The organism is Rhodanobacter ginsengiterrae, from assembly GCF_050026815.1.
GTDB lineage: Bacteria > Pseudomonadota > Gammaproteobacteria > Xanthomonadales > Rhodanobacteraceae > Rhodanobacter > Rhodanobacter ginsengiterrae.
Map to the genome: position 1 here is coordinate 580,353 of NZ_JALBWO010000057.1, position 19,242 is coordinate 599,594.

Annotated in this window: 17 protein-coding genes; 10 read left to right on the forward strand and 7 right to left on the reverse strand. The window is 66.8% G+C overall.

Annotation, left to right across the window (positions count from 1 at the left end; genetic code table 11):
- Positions 1 to 10: 10 nt before the first annotated feature.
- Together ACQGNJ_RS17550 and ACQGNJ_RS17555 are read right to left on the reverse strand one after the other, a co-directional pair.
- Entirely contained in the window at positions 11 to 949 is a 939-nt protein-coding gene (locus ACQGNJ_RS17550) for a glycosyltransferase family 2 protein (protein ID WP_426690532.1), read from the reverse strand.
- Complete coding sequence (locus ACQGNJ_RS17555) at positions 946 to 1,896, reverse strand: UDP-glucuronic acid decarboxylase family protein (protein WP_426690533.1); 951 nt, start codon at positions 1,894 to 1,896, stop codon at positions 946 to 948. The genes ACQGNJ_RS17550 and ACQGNJ_RS17555 overlap by 4 nt, the downstream gene beginning before the upstream one ends.
- 169 nt (positions 1,897 to 2,065) lie before the next feature.
- Between ACQGNJ_RS17555 and ACQGNJ_RS17560 the strand changes: the two genes are divergently transcribed.
- The 4 genes from ACQGNJ_RS17560 to ACQGNJ_RS17575 all read left to right on the forward strand — a co-directional run bounded on the left by ACQGNJ_RS17560 (position 2,066) and on the right by ACQGNJ_RS17575 (position 6,057).
- Complete coding sequence (locus tag ACQGNJ_RS17560; RefSeq protein WP_426690534.1) at positions 2,066 to 2,881, forward strand: glycosyltransferase family 2 protein; 816 nt, start codon at positions 2,066 to 2,068, stop codon at positions 2,879 to 2,881.
- On the forward strand, positions 2,865 to 3,926 hold the full coding sequence (locus tag ACQGNJ_RS17565; protein WP_426690535.1) for a CDP-glycerol glycerophosphotransferase family protein: 1,062 nt from the start codon (positions 2,865 to 2,867) through the stop codon (positions 3,924 to 3,926). Before ACQGNJ_RS17560 ends, ACQGNJ_RS17565 begins: the two co-directional genes overlap by 17 nt.
- Positions 3,927 to 4,003: 77 nt before the next feature.
- Entirely contained in the window at positions 4,004 to 5,746 is a 1,743-nt protein-coding gene (locus ACQGNJ_RS17570) for an ArnT family glycosyltransferase (RefSeq protein ID WP_426690536.1), read from the forward strand.
- On the forward strand, positions 5,743 to 6,057 hold the full coding sequence (locus ACQGNJ_RS17575; RefSeq protein WP_426690537.1) for a hypothetical protein: 315 nt from the start codon (positions 5,743 to 5,745) through the stop codon (positions 6,055 to 6,057). The genes ACQGNJ_RS17570 and ACQGNJ_RS17575 overlap by 4 nt, the downstream gene beginning before the upstream one ends.
- 52 nt (positions 6,058 to 6,109) lie before the next feature.
- On the opposite strand, the gene ACQGNJ_RS17580 is transcribed toward ACQGNJ_RS17575, so the two are convergent.
- Positions 6,110 to 7,003, reverse strand: a complete 894-nt coding sequence (locus tag ACQGNJ_RS17580; protein WP_426690538.1) for an LpxL/LpxP family acyltransferase — start codon at positions 7,001 to 7,003, stop codon at positions 6,110 to 6,112.
- Between the two features lie 85 nt (positions 7,004 to 7,088).
- On the opposite strand from ACQGNJ_RS17580, the gene dtd reads away from it, so the two are divergent.
- The 4 genes from dtd to ACQGNJ_RS17600 all read left to right on the forward strand — a co-directional run bounded on the left by dtd (position 7,089) and on the right by ACQGNJ_RS17600 (position 11,992).
- The gene (gene dtd, locus ACQGNJ_RS17585; RefSeq protein ID WP_426690539.1) at positions 7,089 to 7,529 is read left to right on the forward strand and encodes a D-aminoacyl-tRNA deacylase; all 441 of its coding nucleotides are present in this window, start codon (positions 7,089 to 7,091) and stop codon (positions 7,527 to 7,529) included.
- Between the two features lie 169 nt (positions 7,530 to 7,698).
- Complete coding sequence (gene rpoD / locus ACQGNJ_RS17590) at positions 7,699 to 9,579, forward strand: RNA polymerase sigma factor RpoD (protein WP_426690540.1); 1,881 nt, start codon at positions 7,699 to 7,701, stop codon at positions 9,577 to 9,579.
- A gap of 938 nt (positions 9,580 to 10,517) precedes the next feature.
- Positions 10,518 to 11,165, forward strand: coding sequence for a DUF3775 domain-containing protein (locus ACQGNJ_RS17595; RefSeq protein ID WP_426690541.1), 648 nt, complete (start codon positions 10,518 to 10,520; stop codon positions 11,163 to 11,165).
- Positions 11,162 to 11,992, forward strand: coding sequence for a universal stress protein (locus tag ACQGNJ_RS17600; protein ID WP_426690542.1), 831 nt, complete (start codon positions 11,162 to 11,164; stop codon positions 11,990 to 11,992). Before ACQGNJ_RS17595 ends, ACQGNJ_RS17600 begins: the two co-directional genes overlap by 4 nt.
- A gap of 10 nt (positions 11,993 to 12,002) precedes the next feature.
- Here ACQGNJ_RS17600 and ACQGNJ_RS17605 read toward each other — a convergent pair whose 3' ends face one another.
- The 4 genes from ACQGNJ_RS17605 to ACQGNJ_RS17620 form a co-directional block, all read right to left on the reverse strand.
- Entirely contained in the window at positions 12,003 to 13,313 is a 1,311-nt protein-coding gene (locus ACQGNJ_RS17605) for an erythromycin esterase family protein (protein WP_426690543.1), read from the reverse strand.
- A 79-nt stretch (positions 13,314 to 13,392) separates the two neighbouring features.
- Positions 13,393 to 13,959 (reverse strand): Hsp20/alpha crystallin family protein, encoded by a 567-nt coding sequence (locus tag ACQGNJ_RS17610; protein ID WP_426690544.1) that lies wholly within the window; start codon positions 13,957 to 13,959, stop codon positions 13,393 to 13,395.
- A gap of 32 nt (positions 13,960 to 13,991) precedes the next feature.
- On the reverse strand, positions 13,992 to 15,320 hold the full coding sequence (locus tag ACQGNJ_RS17615; RefSeq protein ID WP_426690682.1) for a phosphoribosyltransferase family protein: 1,329 nt from the start codon (positions 15,318 to 15,320) through the stop codon (positions 13,992 to 13,994).
- Between the two features lie 61 nt (positions 15,321 to 15,381).
- On the reverse strand, positions 15,382 to 16,032 hold the full coding sequence (locus ACQGNJ_RS17620) for a BON domain-containing protein (protein ID WP_426690545.1): 651 nt from the start codon (positions 16,030 to 16,032) through the stop codon (positions 15,382 to 15,384).
- A 415-nt stretch (positions 16,033 to 16,447) separates the two neighbouring features.
- Between ACQGNJ_RS17620 and ACQGNJ_RS17625 the strand changes: the two genes are divergently transcribed.
- Complete coding sequence (locus ACQGNJ_RS17625; RefSeq protein ID WP_426690546.1) at positions 16,448 to 17,197, forward strand: response regulator; 750 nt, start codon at positions 16,448 to 16,450, stop codon at positions 17,195 to 17,197.
- Positions 17,198 to 17,205: 8 nt separating this feature from the next.
- On the forward strand, positions 17,206 to 19,239 hold the full coding sequence (locus ACQGNJ_RS17630) for a PAS domain S-box protein (protein WP_426690547.1): 2,034 nt from the start codon (positions 17,206 to 17,208) through the stop codon (positions 19,237 to 19,239).
- Positions 19,240 to 19,242: the final 3 nt, after the last annotated feature.

The following is a 19,242-nucleotide window of genomic DNA, read 5'->3' on the forward strand; positions in this document are numbered from 1 at the left end:
GCGGCCTCGCTCACTCGTCGCCCGTCAACCGCTTCGCACCGCGAAGGCCGCGCAGCCAGACCGGGCCGATGATCGCCAGCGCGCGGTTCAGGTTGCCCAGCCAGCTGCCGCGACGCAGTCGTGCCAGCCTGGCGTAGCGCTTGGCCTCGCGCCAGGAGGGATCGGGCTTGGTGCGGAATTCGTACTTGGCGTTGTCGACACAGCGCGCATCGAGGCCGATGTTCCTGGCGTAGATCTCGATCAGGCAGCGCGAGCGGAATCGATTGAGATAGATGTTGGTCGGCGTCTGCTTGCCCCACCAGCCATTGTTGCCGTGGATGCGGTAGTGCACCGCGCCGGTGCGCAGGTAGTACTTGCGTGCACCCAGCACGCTGGCACCGAACACCAGGCAGTTGTCGGCTGACAGCCGCCATGTATGGCTGAGCTCTTCCGGCAGTTCCAGCGTGCGGCGCGCCCACACGGCGCGCATCGACAGCGCCGACGTCGGTGCGCCGTACCAATGCATCAGCATGTAGGTGCTGATGCTGGTGTAGCCCAGGTCATGCGAGCGGCCGGAGTAACCCATCCAGCGGTGCTCGTCGCCGAACAGCTGCATGTCGGAAAACACGAAATCAATATCGCGGCGGCTGTCGTACACCTCGCCGATGCGCGCCAGGTAATCCGGTTCCCAGCGATCGTCAGCATCGAGGAAGCAGATCACGTCAGCCTTTGCCTGGGCCACACCGCGCTGGAACGCCACCAGCTGACCGCCGTTTTCGCCGCACAGCAGGGTCACCCGCGGCTCGTCAGCGTAGCGCTCGCGCAGGTAGTCCGCCGAGCCGTCACCGGAGCCGTCATCGACCACGATGATCTGCGCCGCGGCGCGGGTCTGCGCCAGCGCACTGTCGACGGCCACACCGACGAAATCACGGTAGTTGTAGCTGGTGATGACGACCGCGAAGCTGGTCATGCCGCCTCACCATCCTCGCGCAGCCGGCGGAAATAGGCGATGGTTTCCTTCAGACCATCCTCCAGCGCCACGCTCGGCTGCCAGCCGAGCCGATCGCGGGCCACCGAGATATCCGGCTGACGCTGGCGCGGGTCGTCCGACGGCAACGACTTGTACACCAGCTTCGAGCGACCGCCGACCAGCGCAATGACCTTCTCGGCCAGCTCCAGCATGGTGTATTCGACCGGATTGCCGATGTTCACCGGACCGGTGAAGCCACGCTCCGATTCCATCATCCGCACAATCACCTCGATCAGGTCGTCGACGTAGCAGAAGCTGCGCGTCTGGCTGCCGTCGCCGTAGATGGTGATGTCCTCGCCACGCAGCGCCTGCATGATGAAGTTGCTCACCACGCGGCCGTCGTTGGGATGCATGCGCGGGCCGTAGGTGTTGAAGATGCGCACCACCTTGATGTCGAGGTCGTGCTGGCGGTGGTAGTCGAAGAACAGCGTCTCGGCGCAGCGCTTGCCTTCGTCGTAGCAGCTGCGGATGCCGATCGGATTGACCTTGCCCCAGTAGCTTTCCACCTGCGGATGCACTTCCGGGTCACCGTAGACCTCGCTGGTGGAGGCCTGCAGGATGCGCGCCTTCACCCGCTTGGCCAGGCCCAGCATGTTGATCGCGCCGTGCACGCTGGTCTTGGTGGTCTGCACCGGGTCGTGCTGGTAATGCACCGGCGAGGCCGGGCAGGCCAGGTTGAAGATGCGCTCCACTTCCACGTACAGCGGGAAGGTGACGTCGTGGCGCATCAGCTCGAAGTAGGGATGGCTCAGCAAGTGCGCCACGTTGCGCTTGCTGCCGGTAAAGAAGTTGTCCACGCAGAGTACGTCGTGGCCATCATGGAGCAGTCGATCACACAGGTGCGAGCCGAGGAAGCCGGCGCCGCCGGTGACAAGGATTCGTTTCATGGATGGCCGTTCAGTGCGTTGACGGGATGCGCGAGCGATGCATGGCAGGTCGATCGGCACCAGTGAATTTTGTCATGGATCGGAACGCAAAGTTGCGACTTGTCCTACCGAATCGGCGAATTGGCCACCACCGCGCGGACAAATCATGGCATCGGCTAGAATTCGCCCCATGCCGACCCTCCCGCTGACTCTCGCCGTGATCACCCACAATGAGGCGGGGAGCATCGCGCGCTGCCTGGACAGCGTGCCGTTCGCGGCCGAGAAGCTGGTGGTCGACTCCGGCAGCGACGACGACACGGTGGCCATTGCCCAGGCGCATGGCGCGCGGGTGATCCAGCAGGACTGGCTCGGCTTCGGCGCCCAGCGCAACTTCGCCAGCAGCCAGTGTCGCCACGACTGGATCCTGGTGCTGGATGCCGATGAATACCTCAGCCCGGAACTTGCCGCGGAACTGCAGCAGCGCCTGCCCGGACTGATCGCCAGCGACGCGCCAGCCGCCTGGCTGCGCCGCAGCACGATCTACATGGGCCGACCGATGCGCTGGTACCGCCCCGCCGTGGGCGAACAACTGGCGCGGCTTTACCATCGCGGCCGGGCCCGCTGGAGCGATGCGCGGGTGCACGAGTCGCTGCGCTTCGAGGGACCTGCAGCAACCCTGCGCGAGCCGTTCAATCACCTCAACAACCCGACCCTGCCGCACAAGCAGCTCAAGGTCCTGCGCTACGCCGAACTGAAGTGCCGCGACTGGCTGGACCGGCGCAAGCCGGTACGGATGTGGCAGGCGCCGTTCGTCTACCTGCTGGCCTTCCTCAAGGACTATGTGTTCCGGCTGGCCTTCATGGACGGCTGGCGCGGCTTCCTGATCGCGCAGACCGCCGCCAGCTACGCGCTGTACAAGCGCATGCGCTATTACGAAATGGTCAACAACCCGGAGTCGGTGGCGCGTGCGGCCAGTCTGCTGACCCGTCATGGAATCGATCGCTGAGATGAGCAAGACGCCCGCTCCGAGGAAGCGCTACCTGCTGTACGGCTCCGAACGCTATGCGCTGGCCATTCTGCGCCCGCTGCAGGAGGCGATCCGCGCCCGCGGCGACGAGACGGCCTGGTTCTTCGACGGCCCCGGTGCCGAAGACCTGGTCGCCGGCGAGCGCCTGCTGAGCGTGGCCGAGGTGCGCGCGTGGAAACCGATCGCGGTGATCACCTCGTCCAACGCGGTGCCGCACTTCTTCCCCGGGGTGAAGGTCGAGACCTTCCACGGCTTCGACGCCGGCAAGCCGCGGCACATCTACGTGCGCGGTTTCTTCGACCTGTATTGCACCACCGGCCCGCGCGATACCGCGCAGTTCCAGGCGATCGCCGACCAGCTTGGCCACTTCAGCGTGGCCGAGACCGGCTTTCCGAAGATCGACCCGTTCATGCAGGAAATCACCGGCCCACTGCCGCCGGTGCGCCGGCCGCCGATGATCCTCTACCACTCCACTTTTTCGCCGTCGTGGAGTGCCGCCGAGACGCTCTACGAGGAAGTGAAGCGATTGTCTCGCGATGGTCGCTGGCGCTGGATCGTCACCTTCCATCCGAAGATGAATCCCGCGACCACCGCGAAGTTCAAGGCGCTGCAGAACGAGTACCTCACCTTCGCCGAGAACGACAACATCCTGGAATTGTTCCCGCAGGTCGACATGATGTGTTCGGACACTTCGTCCGCGCTGAACGAGTTCCTGCTTACCGGCAAGCCGGTGGTGACGTTCAGGAACCGGCGGCCGGGCCCGCAACTGATCGACATCGACGACCCGCAGGATTTCGAGCCGGCGATCGAGCGCGCGCTGGCCCGCCCGCCGGAGCTGATGCAGGCGATCCGCGCCTACGCCGATGCGATCCACCCGTATCGCGACGGCCGCTCCAGCGAGCGCGTGCTGGACGCCATCGACGCCTTCATCGCCCGCGGTGCGCGCAACCGCCGGCGCAAGCCGCTGAACCTGTGGCGCAAATTGAAGCTCCGCCGGCGCATCGGCTACTGGGGTCCGGCCTGACGATGTCGTGCGCCCGCGCCGCTTGTCCGATCGCCGCGCAGGCTAGAATCAGCCCCTAGCCCGCCAAGAGCCTGCCCGTGTCACTGAGCCCGTATAGCCGTTCCGAACATCTGCGCGCCGTGTGGCCTTGGTTGCCGCTGTGGACCCTGGTGGCGCTGGCGGCGATCTTCTCGCACGGTCCGATGCCGCTGTATTCCACCCGCACCCTGGCGGTGGCGTGGGAGATGTGGAACCAGGGCCACTGGCTGGTGCCGCACATCAACGGCCAGCCCTACAGCGAGAAGGCGCCGCTGCTGTTCTGGCTGATCCATGCGGGCTGGTTCGCATTCGGCGTCAGCGACGTGTGGCCACGCCTGCTCGAGGTGCTGGTCGGCGGCGCCCAGCTGGTGCTGATCGCGGCGATCGCTCGACGGCTGTTTCCGGGCCGGCCGTGGATGGCCAAGGCGGCGCCGTGGATGCTGCTGGCGTTCGGTTACGCCTTCCTGTTCGGCCTGCAGATCATGTACGACGTGCTGCTGGCGATGTGGACACTGGCCGCCCTGCTGTGCCTGATGCCCAAGGCGCAACGCGAGGAACCGCGCTGGCTGCTGTTCGGCCTGTGCATCGGCTTCGGCCTGCTGACCAAGGGCCCGGTGATGCTGTTGCACATCGTGTTCCCGTGGCTGCTCGGGCCGCTGTGGAGCGACTGGGCCAGTCGCCATCGCGCGCGCTGGTATGGCCGCGGCGCGCTGTCGTTCCTGCTGGGCGGCGCGATGCTGCTGGCATGGGCGCTGCCGGCGGGATTCTCCGGCGGCGAGGCGTACCGGCAGCGCCTGTTCTTCACCCAGACCGCCGGTCGCGTGGTCGACCGGCTTGCCGCCGGCAAGGACCTGCAGAATCACGCCGAGCCGTTCTGGTTCTACCTGTTATGGCTGCCGGTGATGCTGTTTCCGTTCAGTGGCTGGCCGCGCATGTGGGTGGCCGTGGCCAGCCTGCGCCGCCCGCTGGAATCTGGCTTGCGCTTCGCGCTGTGCTGGCTGGTGCCGACCTTCGTGGTGTTCTCGCTGATCAGCGGCAAGCAGGTCTACTACCCGCTGCCGGAACTGGGCGGCATGGCGCTGCTGATGGCCGGCGCCATCGCCGTGCTGCGCGAACGCCGGCCGGCGCTGGCCGGCAGTGGCTGGCTGGGTACCTGGCCGCTTGGCCTGGGCAGCATCGTGTTCGCCGTGGCCCTGTTCCTGCTGCCGCTGCTGGTGGCCAGCCGCCAGTTGCATGGCGAGTGGCCGGAGGCCGCAGCGCCCTACAGCCGCTATTTCAGCGTGGTGTTCCTGCTGGTGGGCGCGCTGGTGATGCTGCGTGGTCGCGGCGAGCTGCGGCGCCTGGCGGTGGCCGGGCTGATCGGCGTGCTGGCGCTCAACACGCTGTTCACGCTGACCTTGTGGGCGCGCTTCGACCTGCGTCCGATCGCGCAATTTCTCGGCGCGGCCGAACAGGCCGGAAAACCGATCGCCTTCCTCGGCAATTACGAAGGCCAGTTCCATTTCGAGGGGCGGCTGACCCGGCCGATCGAGGAATTGTTCGGCAACCAGGTCGTGCAGGACCAGGCGATCCAGGCGTTCTCCCGCAGCCACCCCGACGGCCTGATCGTGCGCCGGGTGGACCGGCCGGAACCGATGGCGCTGCGCTACGCCCTGCTGGTGCAGCCGTTCCGCTCGTCATGGCTGGAAGTCTGGCCGGCCGGCGCACTGGCCGACCTCCAGGCCGGACAGACCCCGCCGGAACCGGCGCAACCCACCCGCGTCTATCCATCGGATAGCCGCCGCTATCTGCCGCAGCCGTGAGCAGCGAACAAATCGCCAACCTGCGCCGGCAATGCGGCGGCCCGCGCGACGGCGCACTGCTGCGCTTTTCGCTGGGCAGCGCCTTGCTGGGCGATGGTGAGCACGCCGCCGCGATCGACGAACTGCACCGCGCCACCGCTTTCGATCCGCTGTACTCAGCCGCCTGGAAGCTGCTCGGCAAGGCCTGCCTGGCCAGCGGGGACGAGGCCGGAGCCGCCGCGGCCTGGCGCAGCGGCATCGCCGCGGCCGCCGAGCGCGGCGACAAGCAGGCCGAAAAGGAAATGGGCGTGTTCCTGCGCCGCCTCGCCTAGCAGCCCGCTGGCGGGCGATGCTCTTCGGGAAGCGTCTTGCCCTGCTCGTGCCCTAGCCGCCCGCCCCGTCGTAGGGATTGATCAGGCCCACCGCGGAATAGCGCCGGTACTGCCACTGGTACTGCGCAAACGCCAGCTCCACGCAATCCTGCACGCCCTGGTTGAGCGCGCGGCAGGCGACCGCCGGATCCGCGTCGGTGATGCCCGCCGGCGCCGGCAGCAGGTGGATACGGAAACCCGCGCCACGCGGCAACCGTTCGGCGAATGCATAGAGCACCGCCGCCCCGGTGCGCGCGGCCAGCCGCGGCAACAGCACCATGGTCAGCGCGTCACGGCCGAAGAACGGCGCGAACTCGCCCTCGCCGGCGCGCGGCTTCTGGTCCGGCAGGATACCGACCGTGCCACCGGCCGCCAGGCGCTTGTACAAGGTGCGCACACCGGCGCCATCGGCGCGTACCTGCTCCGGCGCCAGCGCCCCGCGCACCTTGCGCAGCAACCCCTCAATCGCGGCGAAGCGCGGCGGCCGGTACAGGATCGCCATCGGCGTCTTGCGGCACAGCCAGTAGTTCAGCAACTCCCAGCAACCCAGGTGCGGTGCGGCGATGATCACCCCCTTGCCCGCCGCCAGCGCGGCATCCAGCAGGGCTTCGCCGCGCACCTCGTGCACCAGCGCAAGCGCCTGCACGGCGCCACCGCCCCAGACCTTGATGATCTCGCTGCCCGACTTGCCGTTCTCGGTCATGACCTGACGCAGCAAGGCCGACTGTGCCGATCGGTCCAGCTGCGGGCGCGCAATGCGCAGGTTGACCGCCGTGTTGCGCACGGTGCGCCCGCCAAGCCGCCAACGCAGCCAGCCCAGGCCGCCACCCAGGCCATGCAGCGCGCGCAGCGGGAGCAACGCGAACAGCCGCAGCAGGAGGTAGATCAGGTACATGTCGATACGCATCCGCGCAGTGTAAGGGACGCCTCGCCGATCTTTCACCGACGCCGACGGCGTCGTACGCTGGACGCCCCTTGCCCTTGAAGCAGCCATGATTGCCCTGATCCAGCGCGTGCTCTCGGCCAGCGTCAGCGTGGATGACGAAACCGTCGGCGCCATCGGCCCCGGCCTGCTCGCGCTGGTGGCGGTGCAGCCGGACGACGGCGAGGCGCAGTCCCGGCGCATGCTGGAACGCCTGCTTGGCTACCGCGTGTTCGCCGACGACAACGGCAGGATGAATCGCTCGCTCGGCGACACCGGCGGCGGCCTGTTGCTGGTCAGCCAGTTCACCCTCGCCGCCGACACCCGCTCCGGCATGCGCCCCAGCTTCACCCGCGCCGCGCCACCCGAACATGGGCGGCGCTGGTTCGAGCACCTGCTGGCATCGGCACGGGCCGCGCACCCGGGGGTGGAAAGCGGGCGCTTCGGTGCCCATATGGTGGTGCAGCTGGTCAACGATGGCCCGGTGACCTTCTGGCTTGACACCGGTTGAACGGAAGGGCCCGTGCGGCGCCTGGCCCGACACCGGTCGATGCACGGCAATTCCGTGATTTGGCGCGATTTTTGCGTGCCTGATCGCAACTCCTTTCCACTTGAAAACTGGTCAAAAAAGCAGCACATCGTTATAATGTCCGGTTCTTGAACCTTGCGGCGGTCGGTGAATGAATAGCAAAGCTCCCCACGAGCAACAGTCTGAAATCAAGGCGCTGATCGCCAAAGGTCTGGAGCAGGGTTACCTGACCTACGCCGAGATCAACGACCACCTGCCCGACGACATCGTCGATCCGGAGCAGATCGAAGACATCATGGCGGTGCTCAAGGGCGTCGGCATCGAAGTGCACGATGCGGCACCCGACACCGACACCATCGCTGATGGCGCCGCGCCGGGCTCCGGTTCCGGCGACGACGATTCCGCCGCCGAGGAAGCGGTTGCCCTGCTCTCCGCCGTGGACGCCGAAGTGGGCCGCACCACCGACCCGGTGCGCATGTACATGCGCGAAATGGGTACGGTCGAGCTGCTCACCCGCGAGGGCGAAATCGCCATCGCCAAGCGCATCGAGGAAGGCCTCGGCCAGGTGCAGACCGCGCTGGCCAGCTTCCCGTTGACGATTGAATTGCTGCTGGAGGAATACGACCAGCACCTGGACGGCAAGCGCCGCCTCAGCGAGATCCTGGCCGGCTTCCTCGATCTGGAAGAAGCCGCCGACCTTGCCCGCAAGGAGAAGGAAGCCGCCGCCCTGCTCGCCCCCGAAGTCGAGGAAGGCGAAGAAGGCGACGACGAGGACGACGATTCCACTGAAGAAGAGGAAGAAGCCGGCCCGACCGGCCCCGATCCGGAAGAGGTCAAGCGCCGCATGGAACTGCTGCGCGACTACTACGGCAAGTTCCAGAAGGCCGCGCCGAAAGCCGCCAGCATCCTCGACAAGAAGATCGTCAAGCTGCGCGACCAGATGGCCGAGGAGTTCCTCAAGCTCAAGCTGCCCAGCGCGCTGATCGACGGCTTCGTGCGCAAGCTGCGCGAAGTGGTCGGCGACATCCGCCACCACGAGCGCGTGCTGCTCGACATCTTCGTCAAGCAGGTGAAGATGCCGAAGGCCGAGTTCATCAAGACCTTCCCCAGCAACGAGGGCAACCTCGAGTGGGCGGCCGAGCTGGGCCGCAAGCGCCAGAAGTGGTCGCCGAACATCAAGACCCACCGCGAGGCGATCGACGCCGAGCAGGAAAAACTCGCCGCCATCGAACGCAAGCTGTTCCTGCCGCTGATCGACATCAAGGACATCAATCGCGCCATGGCCAGTGGCGAGGCGAAAGCGCGTCGCGCCAAGAAGGAAATGGTCGAGGCCAACCTGCGCCTGGTGATCTCGATCGCCAAGAAGTACACCAACCGCGGCCTGCAGTTCCTCGACCTGATCCAGGAGGGCAACATCGGCCTGATGAAGGCGGTGGACAAGTTCGAGTACCGCCGCGGCTACAAGTTCTCGACCTATGCCACCTGGTGGATCCGCCAGGCGATCACCCGCTCGATCGCCGACCAGGCGCGCACCATCCGCATCCCGGTGCACATGATCGAGACGATCAACAAGCTGAACCGCATTTCCCGCCAGATGCTGCAGCAGTTCGGCCGCGAGGCCACGCCGGAGGAACTGGCCAAGGAAATGGAAATGCCCGAGGACAAGATCCGCAAGGTCTTGAAGATCGCCAAGGAACCGATCTCGATGGAAACCCCGATCGGTGACGACGAGGATTCCCACCTGGGCGATTTCATCGAGGACGGCAACGCCAGCTCGCCGATCGACTCGGCGACGGAAACCGGCCTGATGGAAACCGTGCGCGACGTACTCGCCGGGTTGACCCCGCGGGAGGCCAAGGTGCTGCGCATGCGCTTCGGCATCGACATGAACACCGATCACACGCTGGAGGAAGTCGGCAAGCAGTTCGACGTCACCCGCGAGCGGATCCGCCAGATCGAGGCCAAGGCGCTGCGCAAGCTGCGTCACCCGAGTCGTTCCGAACAGTTGCGCTCGTTCCTCGACGTCGAATAAATGTCGCGATGGTTGCAACCAGAAGCCCCGCTTCGGCGGGGCTTTTTGCGTCCTGTGGGAGCGGCTGCCCGCTGGCACGCCCCCGGCAACTCCTCTACCATGCACCGCTTGTGGGCCTGTAGCTCAATGGTTAGAGCAGGGGACTCATCGAAAGGTGCCGCCGCGGCGTAATCCGCGGATGGGATCGGGATGAATTCAGGGAAACCTCAGCGGCGCGCAACGCGGCCGGTGGCAACCCTGAGCCAAGCCGCCGGTACACCGACGGAAGGTGCAGAGACTACCTGAGGGCTTCAGCGCCCTTGATCACAGGCTCGAGCGTCCCGCACCCCACTCGTCGCTGCGCCCTCTGGCGCCGCGCGCGAAGGGTGAAGAGATAGTCCGCTCCGGAAGGAAACCTCCGGCACAAGCGAATCCCTTGGTTCCAGGTTCGAGTCCTGGCGGGCCCACCACCCAACAGCAGAGCACGCCTGGAAAGTGTCGGCACGCAGCCGATGGGGTTTCGGCCTGGTCGCACCGAAACGGCCTCCTGGGCCGCTTCTTGTTCCCGGCCATGACAAGCCTTCCTGCAGGCAGGCGCCGTGCGTGCAAAACCGGTCGATATCCGCCGCCCGCAGGCCATGACAGCGGGGCGGGCCCGCGCCCGGGATGGCGGCTGGGCGATCGGTCGCCGCAATCCGGGCTCGGGCGGGCGCGTCGTGCCGGATTATTGAGCCATGTCAAGACGCGCCGCCGTGCCGGCTAGTAGAAATCTTCATCAATCACCACAACGGCATCCGGCCTGTACGCAGCAGGACAAGGTATCGAGGAATCACGGTCATGGCACTCAAGCAGAGCGCCCATCCTGGTGCAACTGCTGCAAACGCGGCAGGCGCCTTCGTGCGGACGGTCGGTTGCCCGCACGACCGGAGGGATGCAGCCGGATGTTGCGGGAGCTCCCGATGACTGAACCTGCCAGGCCCCCACTGCCCCGGCGTGCCCGGGTATTGTCGATACCGGTCGAGTCCGTCCGCTTCATCATCGACGAACTCCGCGAGCGGACCGGCGAACAGCGCTCCGCGACCGGGCTGCAGCAACTTCACGCCTTCATTGATGGTCTGCCGCCGGACCAGCAGGCCGACCTGGTGGCGTTGACATGGCTCGGTCATGACGATTGCCTGCCAACAGACTGGCCGGCGATCCGCGGAGACACCGCCGAGACGCACTACGCGCGGACAGCACGCTACCTGCTCGGGATGTCGATGGTGGGCCATTTCCTGGAGCAGGGTTTGTCGATACTCGGCTGCGCCGGTGAACACGCTCGGGTCGGCCAGCCCCCGGATCCGGCTGGCAACGATCCGGAGATGTCCCCGCCATCGACCCGGCCTGCTGCAGGCCCGCCCCCTCAGGCTCCGGCATGCGCGCTTCAGCTGGCGGCAGCCTTCGTCACCGGCATGGCGGGCATCCTGCTCGGCTTCGGCGACTCGGCCGCAGGCGTCGGCGCCATGCCGGATACGCACGTGTCAGGCAGCGAATTCCGCAGGACGCCGGTTGACATGCCATCCCGGCCGCATTGCATCTCGTCACACCCCAGCGGAAATACGCCATGAAAAGCCTCGCCGTCCATTCCGAAAGCTTCACGTTCTGGCCGCCGCATGTGGAATATGCGCTCCGTCTGGCGGCGGTCTTCCATGCCAGCGTGACCGGTGTATGCGTGTGCCCCTCGGCGGCCGCCACGATGTCCGCCTATGACGCTCCCGGACTGGTGCTGGAATCGATCAGGGAGGCGCGCCAACTGATGAGCGATGCCCATGCGGCCGAATCCTCGTTCCGGGTGCTGGCGCGCGAACTGGGCGTCGCCGACGCGTTCTGGCAGGTGGCCGATGGCGATGTACCGCACGGCATGCAGTTGATCGGCAACTGGCACGATCTGCTGGTGCTCGGGCGGACATCCAGCTCGGCCTGGGGCTCGCCGACGGCCATCGGCGACATCGTGCTGGGCTGCGGCGGCGTGCCCTGCCTGATCGTGCCGGAGGCCCAGCACCAGCCATCGACGCTCAACCGCATCGCCATCGCCTGGAACGGTTCGGCCGAAGCGCTGCGGGCCGTGCATGCCGCCCTGCCGCTGCTGGTTCGCGCCTGGAAGGTCGTCATTCTCAATCGGGATGGATGCCAGACCTCCCCGATGGATCAATGGCTGCCCGCGTTCGATCTGGTGGATTACCTGCAGCGTCACGGCGTCATCGCCGAGCCATACGCGTTCCGAGGTCGCGGGGATCCCGTCGCCACCGACCTGCTGGAGGCCGCGGGCGACGCCCAGGCCGATCTGCTGGTGATGGGCGGATATGGCCACACCCGCCTGCGCGAATGGATCCTGGGCGGCGCCACCCGGGACATCCTGGCGCAGGCCACGATGCCGGTACTGATGCGCCACTGAACGCGCGCCGCTATGCAGGTTGCCGATCCAGCCGGGCGGCCGTATCCAGCGGCTCGACCGCACCGGTTTCATCCAGATGGAATACCGCGTCGAACTGCGCTGCCAGCGAGGCCATGAAATAGTGGCTCTGGTATTCGGTGTCGGGGCGATACAGCACGCCGATGGCCCGCTCGAGCATGGGACCGCGCAGGGCGCGCGAAGCCTCGCCCTGCATCGGCAGATAGAAACGATCCATGCCGCTGCGATGGAACAGGCCTTCCCAGCTGTCCGCTCGTGCCATCCGGAGCTGACGACACTCGGCCTCGCCACCCCACTCCCGGGCCGCCGTCACCGTGCCGGCGCAAGTCGTGAAACCGACCAGCCAGGCCGCCTCGGCACCGACCCGCTCACGGACCAGCTGGCCGAGGTTCCATTCGCCCGCAACTCCCATCTCGGTGGCGCGCGCATCGCCGAGATGGGAGTTGTGCGCCCACACCACCACCTTGCCTGCACCACCGAACGCGCGCAGCTGCGTCTGCAACGCAAGCAGGGTTTGCACCATGTGTTCGTCGCGCACGTTCCAGCTCGCCGCTCTCGATCCAAACATGGCGCGGTAATAGCTCTCGGCGCTGGCCACCACCTGGGCGTTGCGCTCGGCAGAGAAATACGCATCCGCGGCAGCGCGGCCGTCGGCGGCCGGATATTCCGGGGCCAGCGTCCACAGCTCATGCAATCTTTGTCGTACCGCCTCGCGGCAGTCCGGACGCAGCCCCATCACGGCCTCGTAACCGTAACGCTGCGGATCGCGAACATGATCGAGTGCGGCGTACTGTCTGCGGGCGAGGGTCGCCTGCTGCTCGTCCACCGTGGCGAGGTAATCGACTACGGCATTGGCCGAGCGATACATGCTGTAAATGTCCAGGCCGTAGAAACCGACACGGTCGTTCACTGCCCGCTGCAGGTTGAGGTCATGCAGCCGTTCGACGAAGCGCAGAACTTCCTCGTTGCGCCACATCCAGCGCGGAAAGCGCTGGAAGTCGTCGAATGCGGAGCGCGCGACCTGGTCGTTGCCCCCACCGCGCACGAACTGGTTCAAGCGACAGGCATCCGGCCAGTCCGCCTCCACGGCAACCGCTTCGAACCCCTTTTCCATCACCAGGCGCAGCGTCAGCTCGGCGCGCATCCGGTAGAAGTCGCCGCTGCCGTGGGTGGCCTCGCCCAGCAACACCAGGCTCCGCCCGGCGACGTCATCGAGCAGTGCGTCGCCGTCGCGCAGATCACCGTCCAGTCGCCTGGCCTCGTTGCGGATGACGTCCAGCGCCTGGTGTGGGTGGGAAGGCATCGGTCCTGCCGCTTGGTTGCTGACAGCCGGTGCGCCGCCCGGTCCTGGCAAGGCCGGATCACGGGCGGCGTGGTGGCGATCAGCTGATGGTCAGTTTGCGGGCGTTGCCATCGCTCTTCTTCGGCAGCTCCAGGGTCAGCACACCGCTGTCGTAATGCGCGCTCGCCTTCTCGCTGTCCACCTCCTCGGGAAGGCTGAACGAGCGATAGACCTGACCGTAGTAGCGCTCTGTGCAGATATCGCGTTCGTCATCCTTTTGCTTGCTTTCGCGCTTGACCTCGGCGCTGATGGCGACCTGGTTGCCGCTGATCGAGACGTCTATATCGTTCTTCTCCACGCCGGGTACTTCCGCCTTCACGCGGTAGGCGCCATCGTGCTCGGAAACGTCGATGCGCACATCCGGCGCCGCCAGCTCGGACCACCGCTGGCGCAGGCCGAGACCGTGGAAGAAGTCGTCAAACGGAGCGCCCTGCTCGAATCGCGACAGGGACTTGAAGGGACTCCAATGAGTAAGGTTTGTCATCGACGGATCCTCCATACAGATAATGAATTGCCGCTGCTTGAGCTCCCGGCCCGACCGCTCGGGCAGGCAGGAGTCACTGGCCAGCTTGAGCGTTCCGCACACGGTGTCGTTGATCCAGATCAACAGGGAGCACGGTTCAAGAAGAGTCCGGGCGATCAGCGCGTGCCGGCGGCCATGCGGCCACTTCCCGGGAGGCACCGCAGGAACCAGTTGGTGGCGAGCGTGGAGACTCGCTCCAGCGCCCCCTCCTCTTCGAACAGATGGGTGGCGCCGGGAACCACCACCAGCTCCGCATCGCTCGAAAGTAGCCACAAGGCCGCCCGGTTCAGGGCGATGACTTCGGTATCCGCGCCGCCGACGATGAGCAGCGTCGGCGCCTTCACCGCGGCCAGACCTGCACGCCCCGCCAGATCGGGTCGGCCGCCGCGCGACACCACGGCCCTGATCTCCGTCGGGCACCGAGCCGCCAGCAGCAGCGCGGCAGCCGCGCCTGTGCTGGCACCGAACAGACCGATCGGCAGGCCCTGCGTGCGGGGATCACGCATGGCCCAGCGGGTGGCGGCCTCAAGCCGTGCCGTGAGCACCGGGATGTCGAAGCGCGCGGCCTGCTCGCTGGCTTCATCTTCGCTGAGCAAGTCGAACAACAGGGTCGCCAGGCCCTTGGCGTGCATGACCTGGGCCACCTTGCGGTTGCGCGGACTGTTGCGGCTGCTGCCGCTGCCATGGGTGAAAATGACCAGGCCGCAGGCCGCGGACGGCACCTGCAAGGTGCCCGCCAGCCTCAGCTCGCCGACCGGAATCCGGATGGACTCGGCCAGCACCGGCAGCGGCGAATCGACCGGGGCACCGCCCAACAGCTGCACGACCTCGCTGTCATCGACGGCAGGGAACTGCGCGTAGAACTCCCCGACCGCACGAAAGCGCCCGGGTGCGGACAGGCACACGATGTCGTCCACCAGCTCCTTCACGCCTGCAAGGCCGCGCGGCGACGCCACGGGAACCGCGCAGATCAGCCGCAGAGGCTTGCGCGCGCGGGTCGCCAGCAGCGCCGCGCGCATCGTCGCCCCGGTGGCCAGCCCGTCATCGACCACGACCACCGTGCGTCCGGCCGGGTCGATCGGCGGCCGACCGAGACCGTAGCCCAGTCGGCGTGCCTGGATCACGGCCAGTTGCCCGCTGGCCTCGCGCTGGAGGTACTCAGCGTCCACCTCGAGCTCATGCGCGCCATCGGAGCGCAGCATGGCCCCGCTCTCGTCGACGGCGCCAATCGCGAATTCCGGGTAGCCCGGCGCGCCGATTTTCCGCACCAGCACGATATCCAGCTGGCCGTCCAGCTGATCGGCGACGATGCGTCCGATCGGCACACCACCACGCGGAATGGCCAGGATCAATGGATGCTGGCCGCGCAGGGGTGCCAGCGCCTGCGCCAGTTGCCGGCCCGCGTCATTGCGGTCGCGAAAACGCTCTGCCTGCCAAGGCGTCATGACGTTCACCTCCACTCGTCATGCGCTCGGCGGACGGCGAGCGCGGCCGTCATCGGTCCGGCTAGGCAACCACCAGGTGATCGACGACCTTCTGCACACCAGGCGCGCTCCACGCCGCCCATTCGATCGTGCTGCGCTCGGCCAGGGAATCGACATCGCCAGTCAGCGTCACCGTTCCGTTCTCGACGCCCACGGTGATCGCCTTGGCATCGATGTGCGCGCGCCGATAGAGCGCCGCCTCGATCTTGGTCTTGACGTCGCGCGGCTCGATGCGGGGACGGATGGTCATGTTGTTGATCACGCCCTTGACCCCGTGCAGAGGGCGGACGCTGGACTCGACAGCCTTCCGGATGTACGCCCATTCGGCTTCGCCGGAAAGCGTGATCCATCCGTCTTCGACCACCAGCCTGACCGAATCCTTGGGAATCGAGGCGTTCCAATCGATGGCATGCGTGGCCGCCCTGGCAATCTCCGTGTCGTTGCGCTGGTGCGGCCCGGGTAACACCACATCCAGTTCGACCGCCACGCTCCTGATGCCGGCGACCCGCTGCGCCACGCGTTCGGCCGCCCATTTCTGCGCGTAGCTGTCGACATGGCCTGACAAGGTGGCCACCCCTTCCGAAACCTCGACGCCGATGCGGCTGGCCTCCACCGACGGCTCCCAGTCGAGTTCCTTCAGGATGTCCTCTTGCAGCTGACGATCGTTTTTCATGGCCGTTTCCTCGGTTGCGTGGATCGGATGGGTAATGGCGCAGGCGGGTCACTGCGCGGCGGAAGTTCTCCATCAAGGGCATGGCCACTGTAGAAATGCGGCAGGTCGGCGTGTTGATCCAGATCAAGCTGGCCACCGATGCCACCGGTAACGGTGACCCGGCACGCTCGCCGCCACGCGGCGGACCCACGCGCCCGCCGACACCCGGACCCCATTCACCGCGCCCATCACGGCGTGAGTACCGCCGTACCAGGAAGGGCGGCGCGCCGGGAATCGCCGTCATGCGCGCAGCGTGCAGTTCGCGCTTCCCTGTCGGCTGGTATACCGTCAAACTGCTGCACGCGAGCCGGCGCAGGGGTGTCTGCACCGGCCCGCGTGCATCCTGGACGGGTACCACCGCGAAACGAGGACTCAGATGGCCGTTTCCTCCAGTCCCTCCCCCTCGACGATCGAGCCGGCACATCTGCTGGTGGTCGACGACGATGCCGAGATTGCGCAGATCCTCAGTCGCTACTTCGGCAACCACGGCTTTCGCGTCAGCACCGTCGGCGACGGCGTCCAGATGCGCCAGGTGCTCGGCAGCGCGTCGGTCGATATCGTGATGCTCGATATCGGCCTGCCCGGCGAAGACGGCTTCAGCCTGACCCGCAGCCTGCGCGAGCACTGGCACGGACCGGTGATCATCGTGACCGGGCGCGGCGAAGCGGTGGATCGCGTGGTGGGGCTGGAACTCGGCGCGGACGACTACGTCACCAAGCCATTCGACCTGCGCGAGCTGCTCGCCCGCGTGCGCAGCGTGCTGCGCCGCGCCGCGCCGCCCACGCGTACCGCCGACAAGGCGGACGAGGGTCGGCTGACCTTCGACGGCTGCGTGTTCGACCCGCGCTCGCATACCTTGTCCGGACCACAGGGCGAGCCGATCCCGCTGACCAGCGGCGAATTCGCCTTGCTGCGGGTTTTTGTCGAACACGCCAACCAGGTGCTCAGCCGCGACCAGCTGATGACGCACATGCACGGCCGCGATGCCGGGCCGTTCGATCGTTCGATCGACGTGCAGATCGGGCGCCTGCGTCGCAAGATCGAGCCCGACCCGACCTGTCCGCAACGCATCAAGTCGATTCGCGGCACGGGCTACCTCTTCTCGCCCACGGTCCGTCGGATCTAGGCCGCGGCATGTTCAGCCAGCATCCCCCTGATGCCGACCTGTTCCGCGCGTTGTTCGAGGCGGCTCCCGACGCGATGATCGTGGTCGATCGGCAAGGCGTCATCGTGCTGACCAATACGCATGCGGAGCGCCTGTTCGGCTATGCCGCGGGAGGGCTGGTCGGCCTGCAGGTGGAGGCGCTGCTGCCGGCGCCGCTGCAGCATGCGCACATCGCCCATCGCGCCGAGTACACCGCCCACCCGCGCGAGCGCGCGATGGGCGCCAGTTACGAGTTGACCGGGGTGCGCGCCGACGGGGAATCGTTCCCGGTGGAAATCGGCTTGAGCCCGGTGGTTGCCAGGCAGGGCACGCTGTATGCAGCCTCGATCCGCGACATCTCCGAAACGAAGCGCGCGCGCCAGGCCCTGGAGCGCGCGCGCTTCGACGCCGCCATGGCCCAGATCAGCCGACGCCTGCTGGCGGCCACGCATCACGAAAAAGTCATCGATGGGATTTCCGGACTGGTCGCCGCCACGCTGGAGATCCCGGCGGCGGCCATCATGTTGAGCCAGCCGTATCGCGCCGGCCTGTATGCCAGGGCGTCGACCGGCCTGCCACTGGCGGTACTGGAGCAATTGTCGGAAGACCCCGGCCTGCGCGACATGGCCAACGGCAAGACGCTGGAGGCCGAGCTGCCACCGCCCGAGCAGGGCGCCTGCATCGAGATGCTTCGGCGCATTTGCCCCGCCCTTGGCGACGATTATCAGGACGCCGCCCTGGAGTCATTGCCGGATCGGCAGGGGGCGATGGGCCTGTTGCTGGCACTGGCGCACCGGAAGGACTATTTCGACCGCGAGCGGCTGAGTTTCCTGCAGTCGGTGGCCAACATCCTGGCCGCATCGATCCTGCGCGAACGCAGCGAAGAGCAACTGGGTCACGCGCAGCGGCTGGACGCCATCGGTCAGCTTACCGGTGGCATCGCGCACGATTTCAACAACCTGCTGACGGTGGTTTCCGGCAACCTGCAGCTGCTGGAGATGGATCTGCCCGGCGACAAGGCGATCCACGAAACGCTGGCCAGCGCATCGCGTGCGGTCGAGCGTGGCGCCGCCCTCACCCGAAAACTGCTGACCTTCTCGCGCCGTCAGCATCTGTTGCCGCGGGCCGTGCACACGGTGCAACTGCTGGCCGACCTCAGCGAGATGCTGGGACGCACCCTGGGCGAACGCATCACCGTGACCACCGAATGCAGCAGCGAGGTGCCGGCGGTATATGCCGACGAGGGCGAGCTGGAGGCTGCGCTGATCAATCTGGCGATCAATGCGCGCGACGCGATGCCCCGCGGCGGCCGGCTGGCCATCAGCGCCCGTGCCTGCCATGTCGTCCCGACCGGCGACGACAGCCGGCTAGCACCCGGTGCGTACGTGCTCTTTACCGTCGCCGACAACGGCGAGGGCATTGCGCCGCACATCCTGGAGCATGTGCTGGAACCGTTTTTCACCACCAAGGAGGTTGGCAAGGGCAGCGGGCTTGGCCTGAGCATGGTCTACGGTTTCATGAAGCAGTCCGGTGGCCATTTGCACATCGAAAGCCAGGTCGGTCAGGGCACCCGCGTCGAGCTCTATCTGCCCGCCGCCAGCGCGGAGGCGGTCGAGGGCGCCGTCCCGGCACGGTCGCACGGCGGTCGCGAAAATGTCCTGGTGGTGGAGGACGAACACGAGGTGCGGCGTGTCGCGGTGGCCTTCCTGCGTTCGCTGGGCTACTCGCCCTGCGAAGCCGCCGATGCGGCCACCGCGCTGCAGCAGCTGGAGCGGCGCCGCGACATCCATCTGCTGTTCACCGATATCGTGCTGGGTGGCGAGATGACCGGCTTCGAACTGGCTGCGAAGGCGCGCGAGCGGAATCCGCAGCTTCCGGTGCTGTTCACCTCGGGCTACGAGTACGCCTCGATGGGCATCGACACGCGCGCGTTCGGCGCGTACGAATTGCTGCGCAAGCCGTATCGCCGCGAGCAACTGGGCGCGGCCATCCGCCGCGTGCTGGACCGCGACCACGGTGCATGACGA